Origin of the sequence: Citrobacter amalonaticus, from assembly GCF_037053465.1 — a bacterium.
In the GTDB taxonomy this organism is placed as follows: Bacteria; Pseudomonadota; Gammaproteobacteria; order Enterobacterales; family Enterobacteriaceae; genus Citrobacter_A; species Citrobacter_A amalonaticus_H.
Genome location: NZ_JBALIF010000025.1, coordinates 1 through 14,709, shown reverse-complemented (window position 1 = coordinate 14,709; position 14,709 = coordinate 1). Strand labels below are relative to the sequence as shown.

The following is a 14,709-nucleotide window of genomic DNA, read 5'->3' as shown; positions in this document are numbered from 1 at the left end:
GGTCAGTGCATAATATATGACGACAACATCCTGTAGGTCGGATAAGCGTTAGCGCCATCCGGCAGGTACAGAAGACTTAATCCACGTACTTCATCGCCACCCGAGACGTCAGGCGGGTAATAAGTTCGTAAGCACTCACTTTTGTCATTTCCGCGATGCGTTCAACCGGGAGACCCTCGCCCCATAAAATGACCGGATCGCCCGCTTTATCATGCGTTTGCGGACCGAGATCGACACAAATCATGTCCATCGCCACGCGTCCGACAATGGGGACTTCGCGACCATTCACTAACACAGGCGTACCCGATGGCGCTGCGCGCGGGTAACCATCGCCATAGCCCATAGCCACCACGCCCAGGCGCGTATCGCGTTCGCTGATCCACGTGCCGCCATAACCGACGGCTTCTCCCGCTTTGTGCTCACGCACCGCGATCAGGCTTGAGGTTAGCGACATCACCGGCTGACAGCCGAAATCTGCCCCGGTGGAGTGGTTTTCCAGCGGCGACACGCCATAGAGAATGATGCCAGGACGCACCCAGTCGAAATGCGACTGCGGCCACAACAGAATCCCACCGGATGCGGCAATAGAGCGCTGCCCCGGTTTGCCTTCGCAGAAGTTATTGAATACATCAAGTTGCTTTTCGGTTGCACCGCATTCCGGCTCATCCGCACGGGCAAAATGGCTAACGATATTCACCGGCTGGCGTACGTTTTTGCATTGCGTCAGTCGCTGCCAGAAGGCTTCGGCTTCTTCGGGAAGGACGCCCAGACGGTGCATGCCGGTATCGAGCTTCATCCACACGGTCACCGGTTCGTCCAGACTGGCTGCTTCCAGCGCCGCCAGTTGTTCCTGATTATGAACAGCCGTATGCAGACGCTGCGCAGAAATGGTGGGCAGGTCGGATGCCTCAAAAAAGCCTTCCAGCAGCAGAATGGGCTGCGTGATCCCCCCCGCTCGCAGACGCAGGGCTTCTTCAAGACGCGCAACGCCAAAAGCGTCAGCGTCGGGGAGCGTTCGCGCGGTCTCTAACAGACCGTGTCCGTAAGCGTTCGCTTTCACGACCGCAACCAGCTTACTGGCAGGGGCCAGTTCACGCAGACGTTGCAGGTTGTGTCGCAGAGCGCGGCGGTTGATGACTACTGTTGCCGCTTGCATTTCAAATCCTTAATAGAAGAAGGACGGAGAGTTACTCATCGTCGTACTGCGGTCCCGCATAATTATCAAAACGCGACCATTGCCCGTTAAAAGTCAGACGCACCGTCCCGATTGGGCCGTTACGCTGTTTACCAATAATGATTTCTGCGATGCCTTTCAGGTCGCTATTCTCGTGATATACCTCGTCACGATAGATAAACATGATCAAGTCGGCATCCTGTTCGATGGAGCCCGATTCACGCAGGTCGGAGTTGACCGGGCGCTTATCGGCGCGTTGTTCCAGCGAGCGGTTAAGCTGTGACAGCGCCACGACCGGCACATGCAGTTCTTTCGCCAGCGCCTTCAACGAGCGGGAGATTTCGGCAATCTCCAGCGTACGATTGTCGGAAAGTGACGGCACGCGCATCAGTTGCAGGTAGTCGATCATAATAAGGCCGATGCCGCCATGTTCACGGGCAATACGGCGCGCGCGGGAGCGCACTTCCGTTGGCGTCAGGCCGGAGGAGTCATCGATATAAATATTACGTTTTTCCAGCAGAATCCCCATCGTGCCGGAAATGCGCGCCCAATCCTCATCGTCAAGTTGGCCGGTACGAATACGGGTCTGATCCACACGCGACAATGATGCCAGAGAACGCATCATAATCTGCTCTGAGGGCATTTCGAGACTGAAGATAAGAACCGGTTTATCCTGTAACATCGCCGCGTTTTCGACGAGGTTCATCGCAAAAGTGGTTTTACCCATCGACGGACGCGCCGCGACGATAATCAGATCCGAAGGCTGCAGACCCGCCGTCTTTTTGTTGAGATCGTCGTAGCCGGTGTTAACGCCCGTCACGCCGTCGTGCGGCTGCTGGAACAGTTGTTCGATACGCGCCACGGTGGCGTCGAGCACATCGGCAATGTTTTTCGGGCCTTCGTCTTTATTCGCACGGCTTTCGGCGATTTTAAAAACCCGGGACTCGGCGAGGTCGAGCAGATCTTCGCTAGTGCGTCCCTGCGGATCAAACCCCGCATCGGCAATTTCATGGGCGACCGCAATCATGTCGCGCACTACTGCACGTTCGCGCACGATATCCGCATACGCGCTGATGTTTGCCGCACTTGGCGTATTTTTAGAGAGTTCAGCCAGGTAAGCGAAACCGCCTACGCTATCCAGTTGCCCCTGGCGCTCCAGCGATTCCGCGAGCGTAATGAGATCAATCGGACTGCCGGTTTCCTGCAAACGCCCCATCTCCGTAAAGATATGGCGATGCGGGCGGGTATAAAAATCGTCCGCCACCACGCGCTCGGCGACATCGTCCCAGCGCTCGTTATCCAGCATTAACCCCCCCAACACCGACTGTTCCGCTTCAATCGAGTGCGGCGGGACTTTCAGTCCGGCAACCTGCGGGTCACGCTCACGGACATCAGGCTGTTGTTTGTTGAAGGGTTTATTTCCTGCCATAGTTAATGGAGTTACCGATATATAAACAGATAAAAATAGGTACCAAAGGTTACCACAACTCAGCCCCGGAGGAATCATGGCAACACGAATTGAATTTCACAAGCATGGTGGCCCTGATGTGCTTCAGACCGTGGACTTTACGCCTGCCGATCCTGCAGCGAATGAAGTCCAGGTGGAAAATAAAGCGATTGGTATTAACTTTATCGACACTTACATCCGAAGCGGACTCTATCCGCCGCCCTCGCTACCCAGCGGATTAGGCACCGAAGCGGCAGGCGTCGTCAGCAAGGTCGGCAATGGCGTCAAACATATCAAGCCCGGCGATCGCGTGGTCTACGCACAATCAGCCCTCGGCGCCTACAGTTCGGTCCACAACGTCCCCGCAGAGAAAGTCGCTATTTTACCCGATGCCATCTCATACGAGCAGGCTGCGGCCTCCTTCCTGAAAGGGCTGACCGTTTTTTATCTGCTGCGTAAAACGTACGAAATCAAACCAGATGAACCGTTTCTGTTTCATGCCGCAGCGGGTGGCGTGGGGCTAATTGCCTGTCAGTGGGCGAAAGCGCTGGGGGCTAAACTGATTGGTACTGTCGGCAGCGCGCAAAAAGCACAGCGGGCGCTCCAGGCCGGCGCATGGCAGGTGATTAACTACCGCGAAGAGAACATCGTCGAGCGGGTTAAAGAGATAACCGGAGGTAAAAAAGTTCGCGTGGTGTATGACTCGGTCGGTAAGGATACCTGGGAAGCGTCGCTGGACTGTCTGCAACGCCGCGGCCTGATGGTCAGTTTTGGCAACGCATCTGGCCCGGTCACCGGCGTTAATCTGGGGATTTTGAATCAGAAAGGCTCCCTGTACGCCACCCGCCCCTCTCTTCAGGGCTACATCACTACCGCAGAGGAACTGACCGAAGCCAGCAATGAGCTGTTTTCACTGATCGCCAGCGGCGTGATTAAAGTGGATGTGGCAGACAGCCAGAAATACCCGTTAAAAGAAGCACAGCGCGCGCATGAGGTGCTGGAAAGTCGGGCCACGCAGGGCTCAAGTCTACTCATTCCCTGATACTCAACTGCGCCGTTTATTATGACGGGGAGAAAGAAATTGGGCTTCCACCTGGGAAGCCCTTTCTTTTTATAGTTCGGCTGTATGTAGGGTACAGCGCGATGAATTTGTTTCGGGCGCAATAGTGACAGATTTGGTTACCAATTCCTATTTGGTTCTACGCCCAAAATCACAGGTTGTGACCTATCCCTCACATCTTTAGTAACGCCAACGGTTATTGCGCTGATATTGTGGGATTTTTGGCGATTTAATCGCTTTTATCACCCACACCACCGCAATCGCTAACAGTAGCCACGGCAACAGTTTAATCATTAATGCAAACATGCCGCCGAGAAGCATAATGACCGCCGCGACAACCAGCGCTGCCAGAATACCCAGCAGCGAGACGCCGGTGACCATCAGCATAAAAAAGAAGCCAAGCACAAAAAGTAGTTCCAGCATGATGCTCTCCCATAATGAAATTCTGCTGAATTCATTACAAAAATCATGCCAGATTTAATTTATTGATTTATAAACAAAACGCCCCATAAGCTTTTACAGGGCATGGTGAAATTGACTACTTTTTAGTGAAATTCTAACGTTTATCGGCAACCAGCTTCAGCGCGTGCTCAAGAACAGTGACATCAGCACCGGCTTTGTGAGCGTTTTCACTGAGATAACGACGCCATTGGCGTGCGCCAGGGATCCCCTGGAACAGGCCCAGCATATGACGCGTAATATGGCCGAGATACGTTCCCTGGCTCAGTTCGCGTTCGATGTAAGGATACATTGCCCGTACCACCGCAACGGGATCGGCATCGGTCGTCGACGCGCCAAATATTTCGCGATCGACAGACGCCAGAATGCCCGGGTTTTGATAGGCTTCGCGGCCCACCATCACACCGTCCATATGCTCAAGATGCGCTTTCGCCTCTGCCAGCGACTTAATGCCTCCGTTTATCGACATCGTCAATTGGGGAAAGTCGCGTTTGAGTTGGTACACTCGTGGATAATCCAACGGCGGGATCTCGCGGTTCTCTTTCGGACTTAAGCCTGAAAGCCAGGCCTTGCGGGCGTGGATGATGAACATCTCACACTCACCACGCCCAGACACAGTACCAATGAAATCGCAGAGAAAGTCGTAGCTGTCCTGGTCGTCAATACCAATGCGCGTTTTCACCGTCACAGGAATTGACACCACATCGCGCATCGCCTTGACGCAATCAGCCACCAGTTGCGCATTGCCCATCAGACACGCGCCAAACATACCGTTCTGCACGCGATCGGACGGACAGCCTACGTTGAGGTTAATTTCATCGTAGCCACGCGCTTGTGCCAGTTTCGCGCAGTGCGCCAGCGCCGCCGGATCACTGCCACCCAGTTGCAGGGCAAGCGGATGCTCTTCTTCACTGTACGCCAGATAATCCCCTTTACCGTGAATAATCGCCCCCGTCGTCACCATCTCGGTATAGAGCAGCATCTGGCGAGACAGCAGACGCAAAAAGTAGCGGCAGTGTCTGTCCGTCCAGTCGAGCATGGGCGCGATGGAAAAACGGTGGGCAGGGAAAGTGGCGTGTGATTCTGGTGACATGATGAATTTTTGAGCATCCAGTAAATTGGGGGCGCTACTATAGCACAAAGCCTGTCCGGAGACGTAACGCCTCCGGTTATTGCCCGTCAGAACGTCACGCTGACCTGCGCGCCAGCCCCCCAAGTTTCGTCCTCACCGTACAGCCCCATCAAATCCACGTGTACCCGGTTGAAGGGGGCAAACCCGACGCCACCGGTAAAGACATTGCTGTCGTTATCCTTCACATCAGCACGATAACCGGCACGGACCGCCAGCCAGTCAAGAGGACGGACTTCGGCCCCCACCCCGACATACTGTGAGTTCTCCTCACTCTTGAAGCCTTTGGTTTCAGTCAGGTCACCATCCGCACTCAGGGTGACGAAATCGTTTTGCCAGGCGACACCGGCAGTGACCAGCGGACGAATCTGGTAGGTATCTTTATAGTTACGCGTCTCGCCCGTCATACCATTGGTGATGTCGATCGATTTAGTATCGAGATCACGTGAAATCAGGTTCTGACCGCTGATTCCCACCGTCCAGTGTTCACCAAAGTCTGCCGCAATACCGGCATCAACGTTAAAACCAGTGTCATCGTTACGATAACGACTGCTGTTCCAGTCGCTGCTGTCATAGTTATAGATTGACGTCGTGTAGTTATAGAGCCACGTTTTCTGCAGTTTTGGCGTGACCCCAACCGAAACCGGCACGTCGCCTAACGCAAACTGCCGTGCGACAGCGATGCCGTAATCCGACACAATCGCCGCCCGTCCCGATGCGGTGGAATTCAGATGTTGGGTAATCTCGTCAGAACCCTGAGCTGCAGCGCGCCCTGCCTCAACCAGCGCGTATGCATCGTTGCCTTCAATCCTGCGCAGATAATCAATGTCCCCCTGATCAATGGATGAACTGACACGCCCGTGGGCATAACCTTTTGCCACAAAAGCGACGGAGAGAGCATCATTGGGAATGCTGACCGCTAAACCCGCCCCCGCGCTGGCACGCGCCGTTTTTCCCTTAATGAACTCAAGTTCATCGGCAAGATCGCGGGCTGCGCCCTGAAATTGATTCAGCACCCCGCGTGGATTGAGCAAGACTTCTCGCGGCGTCAGGTTATCAACGACATCATCGTAATAATTGATTTTGTCGCTGATATCATCAATCTCGTCCTGGAGATTATCTTTATCCGTAATCTGCGCGCCAACCGTTGGGAGGATAACAGTTACACGATCGTCAGGTTTTGCTTTTGCCAGCAACGCCGGGTTAATCAGTACCCCACTGCCATAATTTGCTGAGGCGACCCCTGTTCCCCCCATTGCATCGTTACGTGCCTCCGTCCAGGTATTTGCTGCGCTCGCTTGCTGAGATACAAAGAAGGTTACAGCCGTTGCCACCACCGAAAAATGAAAATTTTTATTCACAGTCAACCCATCTTAATGTGCAAGAAAAATAATACCTCAGCCAGTATCAATGGGGCTGAGGAGAACTATTGCTGTGAAAAAATGAGTGAAAATGATGCTATTCGCTCCAATCAGAACATGCTGGAGCAATTTTATTATGTGAGAGCCATCAATATGTATAGAAGAGAATATCCGCCAGCGAAAGATTAGCAGGCGATATCACCATGGACGAGTTCTCGGCGATTTTCGCAGAACATGGTAAAATGGGGGTTTTCTCACTCCACGCGATCCGAGGTGCCCGATGGAAAAGACCACAACGCAAGAGTTGCTGGCACAAGCTGAAAAACTGTGCGCGCAACGCAATGTGCGCCTGACCCCGCAGCGCCTCGAAGTATTGCGTCTGATGAGCCTGCAGGATAGCGCGATAAGCGCGTATGATTTGCTCGATCTGCTACGTGAATCAGAGCCTCAGGCCAAGCCGCCAACGGTCTATCGCGCACTCGATTTTCTGCTTGAACAAGGCTTTGTACACAAGGTTGAATCCACCAACAGCTATGTGTTGTGCTATCTGTTTGATCAACCCACCCATACATCAGCGATGTTTATTTGCGACCGCTGTGGTACCGTGAAAGAAGAGTGTGCCGAAGGCGTGGAAGATATTTTGCATACGCTGGCGGCGAAGATGGGATTTGCTCTGCGCCACAATGTGATCGAAGCGCACGGTTTATGTTCAGCCTGTGTGGAAGTGGAAGCGTGTCGTCATCCTGGGGAGTGCCAGCACGATCATTCGATTCAGGTGAAGAAGAAACATCGTTGATGAAATGAGCTGAGCGGCGACACGACCGCTCGAAACAAACAAAGGGGTGTACATCCTTGTACTTTCGGGTAGAAGGGGTTTACCAGCGGTAGTCGTTACGGGTTTCCCAGTCACCGACCTCTTTCTCCGCCTGATCCTTCGCGTAACCATAACGTTCCTGAATCTTACCAACCAGTTGGTCACGCTTACCTTCAATGACCGTCATATCATCATCGGTCAGTTTGCCCCATTGCTCTTTCACTTTACCTTTGAACTGTTTCCAGTTACCGCCGACTTCGTCTTTATTCATCTTCAATTCCTCATCGTTAGGTTGTGAATAGCGAGAGTAAACCGCCCAACGTTATTCATTTTCTGCTGGACGTGATGATAAGTGTAGTCAGGGATTCTGAGGTTGATTCACTATTCAGAATTTTTAACCATCGCGTAACTGAAACCAGGTATTGTTACGCCAGTGTCGCCGCCAAATCCAGGCAAGCGAAAGACCGCGCAGGGCCAGGAAAACCGCCAGTGCCAGCCACAATCCATGGTTACCCAGCACGGGCAATGCCAATAGCGTCAGCGCAAACCCGGCAGCAGCCACTGCCATGCTGTTACGCATTTCAGCCGCCCGCGTTGCGCCAATAAACATGCCATCGAGTAAATAACACCAGACGCCGACCAATGGCAGAATCACCTGCCAGATGAGGTAGCGATCGGCCAGTTGCTGAATTTGCGCAAGCGATGTCAGCATCGCGACGATCTGTTCACCTGCCAGCAGATAGACCAGTGAAAATAGCAGCGCGACAAGACCTGACTGGCGGCATGCCGCGCGCCACACCTCCAGCAGTTGACTGCCGTCACGGGCACCGTAGGCCTGACCGGAATGCGCCTCGACAGCGTAGGCAAAGCCATCCAGCGCATAGGCCGTGAAGGTCAACAACGTCATCAGCACGGCGTTAACAGCGATAATCTCGCCGCCCAGCCGGGCACCCAGAATGGTAATGGCAGCAAAGCAGAGTTGTAAAAGCAGCGAACGCAGCATGATGTCGCGATTGAGCGCCATCATGCGGCGCATGTTCCCACGCCAGGCATCTTTTAACATCGCCAGCGAAACGCCACGCAGATGCAGCACCTTGCGCACCATCAGCAAACCGAGCAGCAGGGTTGCATATTCGGCAATCACCGTCGCCAGCGCGGCCCCCTGCACGTTCATATGCAGACCCATCACCAGCCAGAGATCGAGCACAATATTCAGGATATTACCGACAACCAACAGGATAACTGGCGCACGGGCGTACTGAACGCCCAACAGCCAGCCGAGCAGCACCAGATTCGCCAGTGATGCTGGCGCACTCAGCCAACGAATTGCCAGAAATCGTCTGGCCTGCTCCAGTACGGCTTCACTTCCCCCAACAATGTGCAACGCCAGATCGATAACCGGCGTGCGAAAGAGCCCAATCAACGCGCCTGCCCCCAGAGCCAGAATCAGCGGTTGTACCAGCGCGCGCGCCAGCGCCTGAGGGTTCTTTGCCCCAAACGCCTGCGCCGTCAGTCCGGTAGTGCTCATGCGTAAAAAGAGCAGCAACATGAACAGAAAGCTGGTCGCCGTCGCGCCCACCGCGACACCGCCAAGGTAAACAGGACTATCCAAATGCCCAATGACTGCCGTATCCACTAACCCCAGTAGCGGGACCGTGATGTTGGAAAAAATCATAGGCAGTGCGAGACGCCAGAGCGCTTTGTCAGCAGAAGGAATAAAGGACATGCGGATGAGCCTGAAAAGAGGTCATACAGAGAGGCTTAGCGTGCCGGATGGCGTTGTAAACGCCTTATCCGGCCTACAGGAATACTACAGCCATTCACCGTTGCGGATGACGCCAACAGCCAGGCCTTCAATAGTGAAGCTCTGTTCACGAAGGTCAACCACAATGGGTTTGAATTCGCTATTTTCTGGCAGGAGTTCGACTTTATTACCCTGCTTTTTCAGGCGTTTTACCGTGACTTCATCATCGATACGCGCCACAACGACCTGGCCGTTACGCACATCCTGCGTTTTGTGTACCGCCAGCAGATCGCCATCCATAATCCCGATATCTTTCATCGACATCCCGCTAACGCGCAGCAGAAAATCAGCATTCGGTTTAAATAGCGACGGATCCACCTGATAATGACCTTCGATGTGCTGCTGCGCCAGCAGTGGTTCACCTGCCGCGACACGACCAACGAGTGGCAGGCCTTCTTCTTCTTCCTGCAACAGTCGGATGCCACGAGAAGCGCCGGAGACAATTTCAATTACACCTTTACGCGCCAGCGCTTTCAGATGTTCTTCAGCCGCATTTGGGGAACGGAACCCCAAACGCTGCGCGATCTCCGCACGCGTCGGTGGCATGCCTGTCTGGCTGATGTGATCCCGAATGAGATCAAACACCTCTTGTTGCCTGGCCGTTAACGCTTTCATTCCGCCCCCTGGGTGTATATACAGTTATGCTGTGAGTATATACAGCTAAAAGCGATTTTGGAACCATAAACTGCACATTCAACCAGAGATTTAACCGGTTATGGAATCAGGCTCGAAAAATGCTTAGCGAAAATGTGACCACAGCAGAATGCCCCAGGTGATCAGCGCCACAATAATGGAGAGCAATACCGCCGCGGACCCCATATCTTTTGCGCGACCAGACAACTCGTGATAGTCAGAGCCGATACGGTCAACCACCGCCTCAATAGCGCTATTGAGGATTTCAACAATCATCACCAGCATCACAGAGCCAATCAGTAACACCCGCGTAATCGCATCCACATCCAGCCAACAGGCGATCGCAACAGCGATGAGCGCAGCGACGCTCTCCTGACGAAAAGCCGCCTCGTTGACCCATGCGGCGCGAAAACCTTTCCAGGAATAACCTGCTGCTTTGATAATTCGGGTGAGTCCAGTGGTATTATTAGCCATCAAAAGAACCTTTTTACATTATTGGCGTCAATGACATTGTCCTGCTAACTCATGTGATATGAGTCAGAGCAACGCGGCGCGAAGTATGACGGGATACACCAGAAATTAATATGACTTTCTGATATCCTTGCAACGCAATTGCATTATTAACCAGAGGCTTTACATCGTTTATGTCTGGCTGGCCACGAATTTACTATAAAATCCTGAATTTACCATTAAGCGTATTGGTAAAAAGTAAGTCTATTCCGGCAGATCCTGCCCCGGAACTGGGACTGGATACATCTCGTCCCATTATGTACGTTTTACCGTACAACTCCAAAGCGGACCTGCTGACGCTTCGCGCGCAATGTCTGGCGCACGATCTCCCCGATCCGTTGGAGCCGCTGGAGATCGACGGTACCCTATTGCCACGCTATGTGTTCATTCACGGCGGACCGCGAGTCTTTACGTATTACACGCCTAAAGAAGAGTCCATTAAGCTGTTCCATAACTACCTCGATCTGCATCGCAGCAATCCGGATCTGGATGTGCAAATGGTGCCAGTATCGGTGATGTTTGGCCGCTCACCGGGACGCGAAAAGGGTGAAGTTAACCCGCCACTGCGTATGCTTAACGGCATTCAAAAATTCTTTGCCGTCTCCTGGCTGGGTCGAGACAGTTTTGTTCGCTTCTCGCCTTCCGTCTCCTTGCGCCGTATGGCTGATGAGCACGGTACGGATAAAATCATTGCTCAAAAACTGGCGCGCGTGGCGCGTATGCACTTCGCCCGTCAGCGTCTGGCCGCGGTGGGACCGCGCTTACCGGCTCGCCAGGATCTCTTTAACAAGCTGCTGGCGTCAAAAGCAATTGCACGCGCCGTTGAAGACGAAGCGCGCAGCAAGAAAATCTCCCATGAAAAAGCGCAGCAAAACGCCATTGCGTTGATGGAAGAGATTGCCGCCAACTTCTCGTACGAGATGATTCGTCTGACGGATCGTATTCTGGGCTTCACCTGGAACCGACTCTATCAGGGGATTAACGTTCACAACGCAGAACGCGTTCGCCAACTGGCGCACGACGGACATGAAATTGTTTATGTTCCCTGCCACCGCAGCCACATGGACTATCTGTTGCTCTCCTACGTGCTGTATCACCAGGGGCTGGTGCCGCCGCACATCGCTGCGGGCATCAACCTGAACTTCTGGCCGGCAGGCCCGATCTTCCGCCGCCTGGGCGCATTCTTTATACGTCGTACTTTTAAGGGCAATAAGCTCTATTCCACCGTTTTCCGTGAATATCTGGGTGAACTGTTTAGCCGCGGCTACTCGGTTGAATACTTTGTCGAAGGCGGCCGTTCTCGTACCGGCCGTTTGCTGGACCCGAAAACCGGTACGCTGTCTATGACCATCCAGGCCATGTTGCGCGGCGGCACCCGTCCGATCACGCTGGTACCGATCTACATCGGCTACGAGCACGTGATGGAAGTGGGAACCTATGCCAAAGAGCTACGCGGTGCGACCAAAGAGAAAGAGAGCCTGCCGCAGATGCTGCGCGGCCTGAGCAAGCTGCGTAATCTCGGTCAGGGCTACGTTAACTTTGGCGAGCCGATGCCGTTGATGACATATCTGAATCATCATGTGCCGGAGTGGCGCGAATCGATCGATCCTATCGAAGCGGTGCGTCCGGCCTGGCTGACGCCGACGGTCAACGTGATTGCGGCGGAACTGATGGTACGCATCAACAATGCCGGGGCGGCGAACGCCATGAACCTGTGTTGCACCGCACTGCTGGCCTCTCGTCAACGCTCACTGACCCGCGAGCAGTTAACCGAGCAGCTCAACTGTTACCTGGATTTGATGCGCAATGTACCGTATTCCAGCGATTCAACAGTGCCATCAGTCAGCGCCAGCGATCTTATCGATCACGCGCTGCAGATGAACAAATTCGAAGTTGAGAAGGATACGATTGGCGATATCATCATTCTGCCGCGCGAACAGGCGGTACTAATGACCTACTATCGCAATAACATCGCGCATATGCTGGTCCTGCCTTCTCTGATGGCAGCGATCATCACTCAGCATCGTCACATTTCTCGCGAAGCGTTACTGCAACACGTTGATGTGCTCTATCCAATGCTGAAAGCTGAGCTGTTCTTGCGCTGGGAGCGCGATGAACTGCCTGAGGTGATTGACGCACTGGCGGGTGAAATGCAGCGTCAGGGGCTGATCACCGTTCAGGATGATGAGCTGCATATCAATCCGGCTCACGCCCGCACGCTGCAACTGTTGGCGGCTGGTGCGCGCGAAACGTTGCAACGCTACGCCATCACCTTCTGGTTGCTGAGCGCGAATCCGTCGATTAACCGCGGAACGCTGGAGAAAGAGAGCCGTACCGTGGCGCAGCGTCTGTCTGTCCTGCACGGTATCAACGCGCCTGAATTCTTCGACAAAGCCGTGTTCAGCTCACTGGTGCTGACCTTGCGTGACGAGGGTTACATCAGCGATACCGGCGATGCAGAACCCGGTGAAACGATGAAGGTGTATCAGATGCTGGCGGAATTAATTACGTCAGATGTGCGACTGACCATCGAGAGCGCGACACAGGGCGAATAAGAAAAAAGCCGGTCAAGATGACCGGCACTGACAAACGATAAAATGCCCGATGGCGCAAGCTTATCGGGCCTACAAAATTGATATTGCGACTTTATGTAGGCCTGATAAGCGCAGCGCCATCGGGCAAGATGTTTTATAAATGCCAGTAGCTCATTGCCAGGCCAATAAACAGCACCAGCCCCACGTAGTTATTATTCATAAACGCTTTAAAACAGGCTTCCCGGTCTCGCCCGGCAATCAACTTCTGCTGATACGCAAACAGCGCGCCAGCGACCAGCACGGACCCGTAATAGCCCAGCCCCAGCCCGTTCAGCCAGCCAATCAATGCCATCAGCGCCAGCACCGCCACCTGCAAGATACCAATGATTAATTTGTCATATTCGCCAAACAGGATCGCGGTCGATTTAATGCCGATTTTCAGATCGTCATCGCGGTCAACCATTGCATACTGCGTGTCATAAGCCACCGCCCACAGAATGTTGGCCAGAAACATCAACCAACAGCTTAAAGGAACCGACTCGCTCACCGCCGCGAAGGCCATCGGAATCGACCAGCCAAACGCTGCGCCCAGCACCACCTGAGGGAGATGAGTGTAGCGCTTCATAAACGGATAGACCCACGCCAGGGCCAGCGCCGCAACCGAGAGTAAAATGGTCATGGTATTGAGCGTCAGCACCAGTAAAAAGGCGAGCAGCACCAACACCACAAACAACGTCCGGGCCTCTTTTTCCGTCACCGCGCCACTCGGCAGCGGACGGTTTGCCGTACGCTTAACATGCCCATCGAATTTTCGATCGGCATAATCATTGACCACGCAACCGGCGGCGCGCATCAGCCAGACACCGGCGACAAACACCGCCAGGATCCACCCTTGAGGGACGCCAGGGGTCGCCACCCACAGCGCCCATAGCGTCGGCCAGAGCAGCAGTAAGGCGCCGATGGGCTTATCCGTACGCATCAGGCGGTGAAACGCCAGCAGCTTATTCTGCGTCAGACTCCACTCCATTTTATTTTCCTCTTAGTACAACGGTGATGCAGGTAAAAACAGTTCGGTCAGCATCAGCGGCTTACCGCTCAGTCGCAGGCGAGAGCGGCGTCCCCACAGCGCAGCATCACAACCAATTTCAATAAAATCTCGGGTCAATGTCGATGATGTAAACAGATAACGCCCTAGCGGGGTTTTTCCTAACTGTTGCAAGGCCAGTTCAGGGCCAGACAGCGTGGATTCAGGCACCACGGTACGTCCGGCAAGCCAGGGCTCGTCATCAGCGCATAACAGAATTTCACGCAGCCAGTAACGGGATTCTTTCGGTAGTAGCGTCAGTTCTTCCGCCACCTCATGTTGACCCACAAATCCTTCCCTGATCAGTGTCACAGTGACCCGTTTTCCCTGCTGCTCAAAACGTTTTGTCATGGAATCTTCCAGTAACAACCAGTCGAGCCGTTCGGGATCCAACGCGGGGATCTCTTTGAAATAGCGCAGCGCACGCAGTTGCGTTAACGCGGGGTGTGACATGCCTGACTCTCCGTTTCATAACTGAAAGGCATTGTATCGCAGAAAAGCGCTTACGGGAGATGGAAACATAATTAAGTGATCTGTTGCGCAACAGAAAAGTAACAATTCGCAGGAAATGCCAGTAAAAAACCACCTGCATAGCAGGTGGCTTTGACACAGCCCCCTAAAAGGGGGCTTAAACACTACCCTTCCAGTCCCAGCTGTATTTGTCTTTCTTCTTCCTCTTTGGCTACCTTGTCCTGGTACC

Annotated in this window: 14 protein-coding genes; 3 read left to right on the top strand and 11 right to left on the bottom strand. The window is 53.6% G+C overall.

Going from position 1 to position 14,709, the window contains the following annotated elements:
- Positions 1-76: 76 nt before the first annotated feature.
- Complete coding sequence (gene alr / locus WB371_RS22455) at positions 77-1,156, bottom strand: alanine racemase (RefSeq protein WP_336222204.1); 1,080 nt, start codon at positions 1,154-1,156, stop codon at positions 77-79.
- Positions 1,157-1,187: 31 nt separating this feature from the next.
- Positions 1,188-2,603 (bottom strand): replicative DNA helicase, encoded by a 1,416-nt coding sequence (dnaB, locus tag WB371_RS22450; RefSeq protein ID WP_336222203.1) that lies wholly within the window; start codon positions 2,601-2,603, stop codon positions 1,188-1,190.
- 76 nt (positions 2,604-2,679) lie between these two features.
- Here dnaB and WB371_RS22445 point away from each other — a divergent pair, with 76 nt between their 5' ends.
- Positions 2,680-3,663 carry a quinone oxidoreductase gene (locus tag WB371_RS22445; protein WP_336222202.1) on the top strand — a complete coding sequence of 328 codons (984 nt, stop codon included), beginning with the start codon at positions 2,680-2,682 and terminating at the stop codon, positions 3,661-3,663.
- Positions 3,664-3,861: 198 nt separating this feature from the next.
- On the opposite strand, the gene pspG is transcribed toward WB371_RS22445, so the two are convergent.
- From pspG to WB371_RS22430, 3 genes are all read right to left on the bottom strand, one after another.
- On the bottom strand, positions 3,862-4,104 hold the full coding sequence (gene pspG / locus WB371_RS22440) for an envelope stress response protein PspG (RefSeq protein ID WP_336222201.1): 243 nt from the start codon (positions 4,102-4,104) through the stop codon (positions 3,862-3,864).
- 133 nt (positions 4,105-4,237) lie between these two features.
- A complete protein-coding gene (dusA, locus tag WB371_RS22435; RefSeq protein WP_336222200.1) occupies positions 4,238-5,233 on the bottom strand; it encodes a tRNA dihydrouridine(20/20a) synthase DusA in 996 nt (331 codons plus the stop codon).
- An 86-nt stretch (positions 5,234-5,319) separates the two neighbouring features.
- Positions 5,320-6,630 (bottom strand): conjugal transfer protein TraF, encoded by a 1,311-nt coding sequence (locus WB371_RS22430; RefSeq protein WP_336222199.1) that lies wholly within the window; start codon positions 6,628-6,630, stop codon positions 5,320-5,322.
- 280 nt (positions 6,631-6,910) lie between these two features.
- Between WB371_RS22430 and zur the strand changes: the two genes are divergently transcribed.
- A complete protein-coding gene (zur, locus tag WB371_RS22425; protein WP_336222198.1) occupies positions 6,911-7,426 on the top strand; it encodes a zinc uptake transcriptional repressor Zur in 516 nt (171 codons plus the stop codon).
- 79 nt (positions 7,427-7,505) lie between these two features.
- Here zur and WB371_RS22420 read toward each other — a convergent pair whose 3' ends face one another.
- The 4 genes from WB371_RS22420 to WB371_RS22405 form a co-directional block, all read right to left on the bottom strand.
- Entirely contained in the window at positions 7,506-7,715 is a 210-nt protein-coding gene (locus tag WB371_RS22420; RefSeq protein WP_336222197.1) for a CsbD family protein, read from the bottom strand.
- Positions 7,716-7,838: 123 nt separating this feature from the next.
- Positions 7,839-9,170 carry an MATE family efflux transporter DinF gene (dinF, locus tag WB371_RS22415; protein ID WP_336222196.1) on the bottom strand — a complete coding sequence of 444 codons (1,332 nt, stop codon included), beginning with the start codon at positions 9,168-9,170 and terminating at the stop codon, positions 7,839-7,841.
- A gap of 84 nt (positions 9,171-9,254) precedes the next feature.
- Positions 9,255-9,863, bottom strand: a complete 609-nt coding sequence (gene lexA / locus WB371_RS22410) for a transcriptional repressor LexA (RefSeq protein ID WP_336222195.1) — start codon at positions 9,861-9,863, stop codon at positions 9,255-9,257.
- Positions 9,864-9,986: 123 nt separating this feature from the next.
- Complete coding sequence (locus WB371_RS22405; protein WP_336222194.1) at positions 9,987-10,355, bottom strand: diacylglycerol kinase; 369 nt, start codon at positions 10,353-10,355, stop codon at positions 9,987-9,989.
- Positions 10,356-10,525: 170 nt separating this feature from the next.
- On the opposite strand from WB371_RS22405, the gene plsB reads away from it, so the two are divergent.
- Positions 10,526-12,946 carry a glycerol-3-phosphate 1-O-acyltransferase PlsB gene (gene plsB / locus WB371_RS22400; RefSeq protein ID WP_336222193.1) on the top strand — a complete coding sequence of 807 codons (2,421 nt, stop codon included), beginning with the start codon at positions 10,526-10,528 and terminating at the stop codon, positions 12,944-12,946.
- A 133-nt stretch (positions 12,947-13,079) separates the two neighbouring features.
- On the opposite strand, the gene ubiA is transcribed toward plsB, so the two are convergent.
- Positions 13,080-13,952 carry a 4-hydroxybenzoate octaprenyltransferase gene (gene ubiA, locus WB371_RS22395; protein WP_336222192.1) on the bottom strand — a complete coding sequence of 291 codons (873 nt, stop codon included), beginning with the start codon at positions 13,950-13,952 and terminating at the stop codon, positions 13,080-13,082.
- 12 nt (positions 13,953-13,964) lie between these two features.
- On the bottom strand, positions 13,965-14,462 hold the full coding sequence (gene ubiC, locus WB371_RS22390) for a chorismate lyase (RefSeq protein ID WP_336222191.1): 498 nt from the start codon (positions 14,460-14,462) through the stop codon (positions 13,965-13,967).
- Positions 14,463-14,709: the final 247 nt, after the last annotated feature.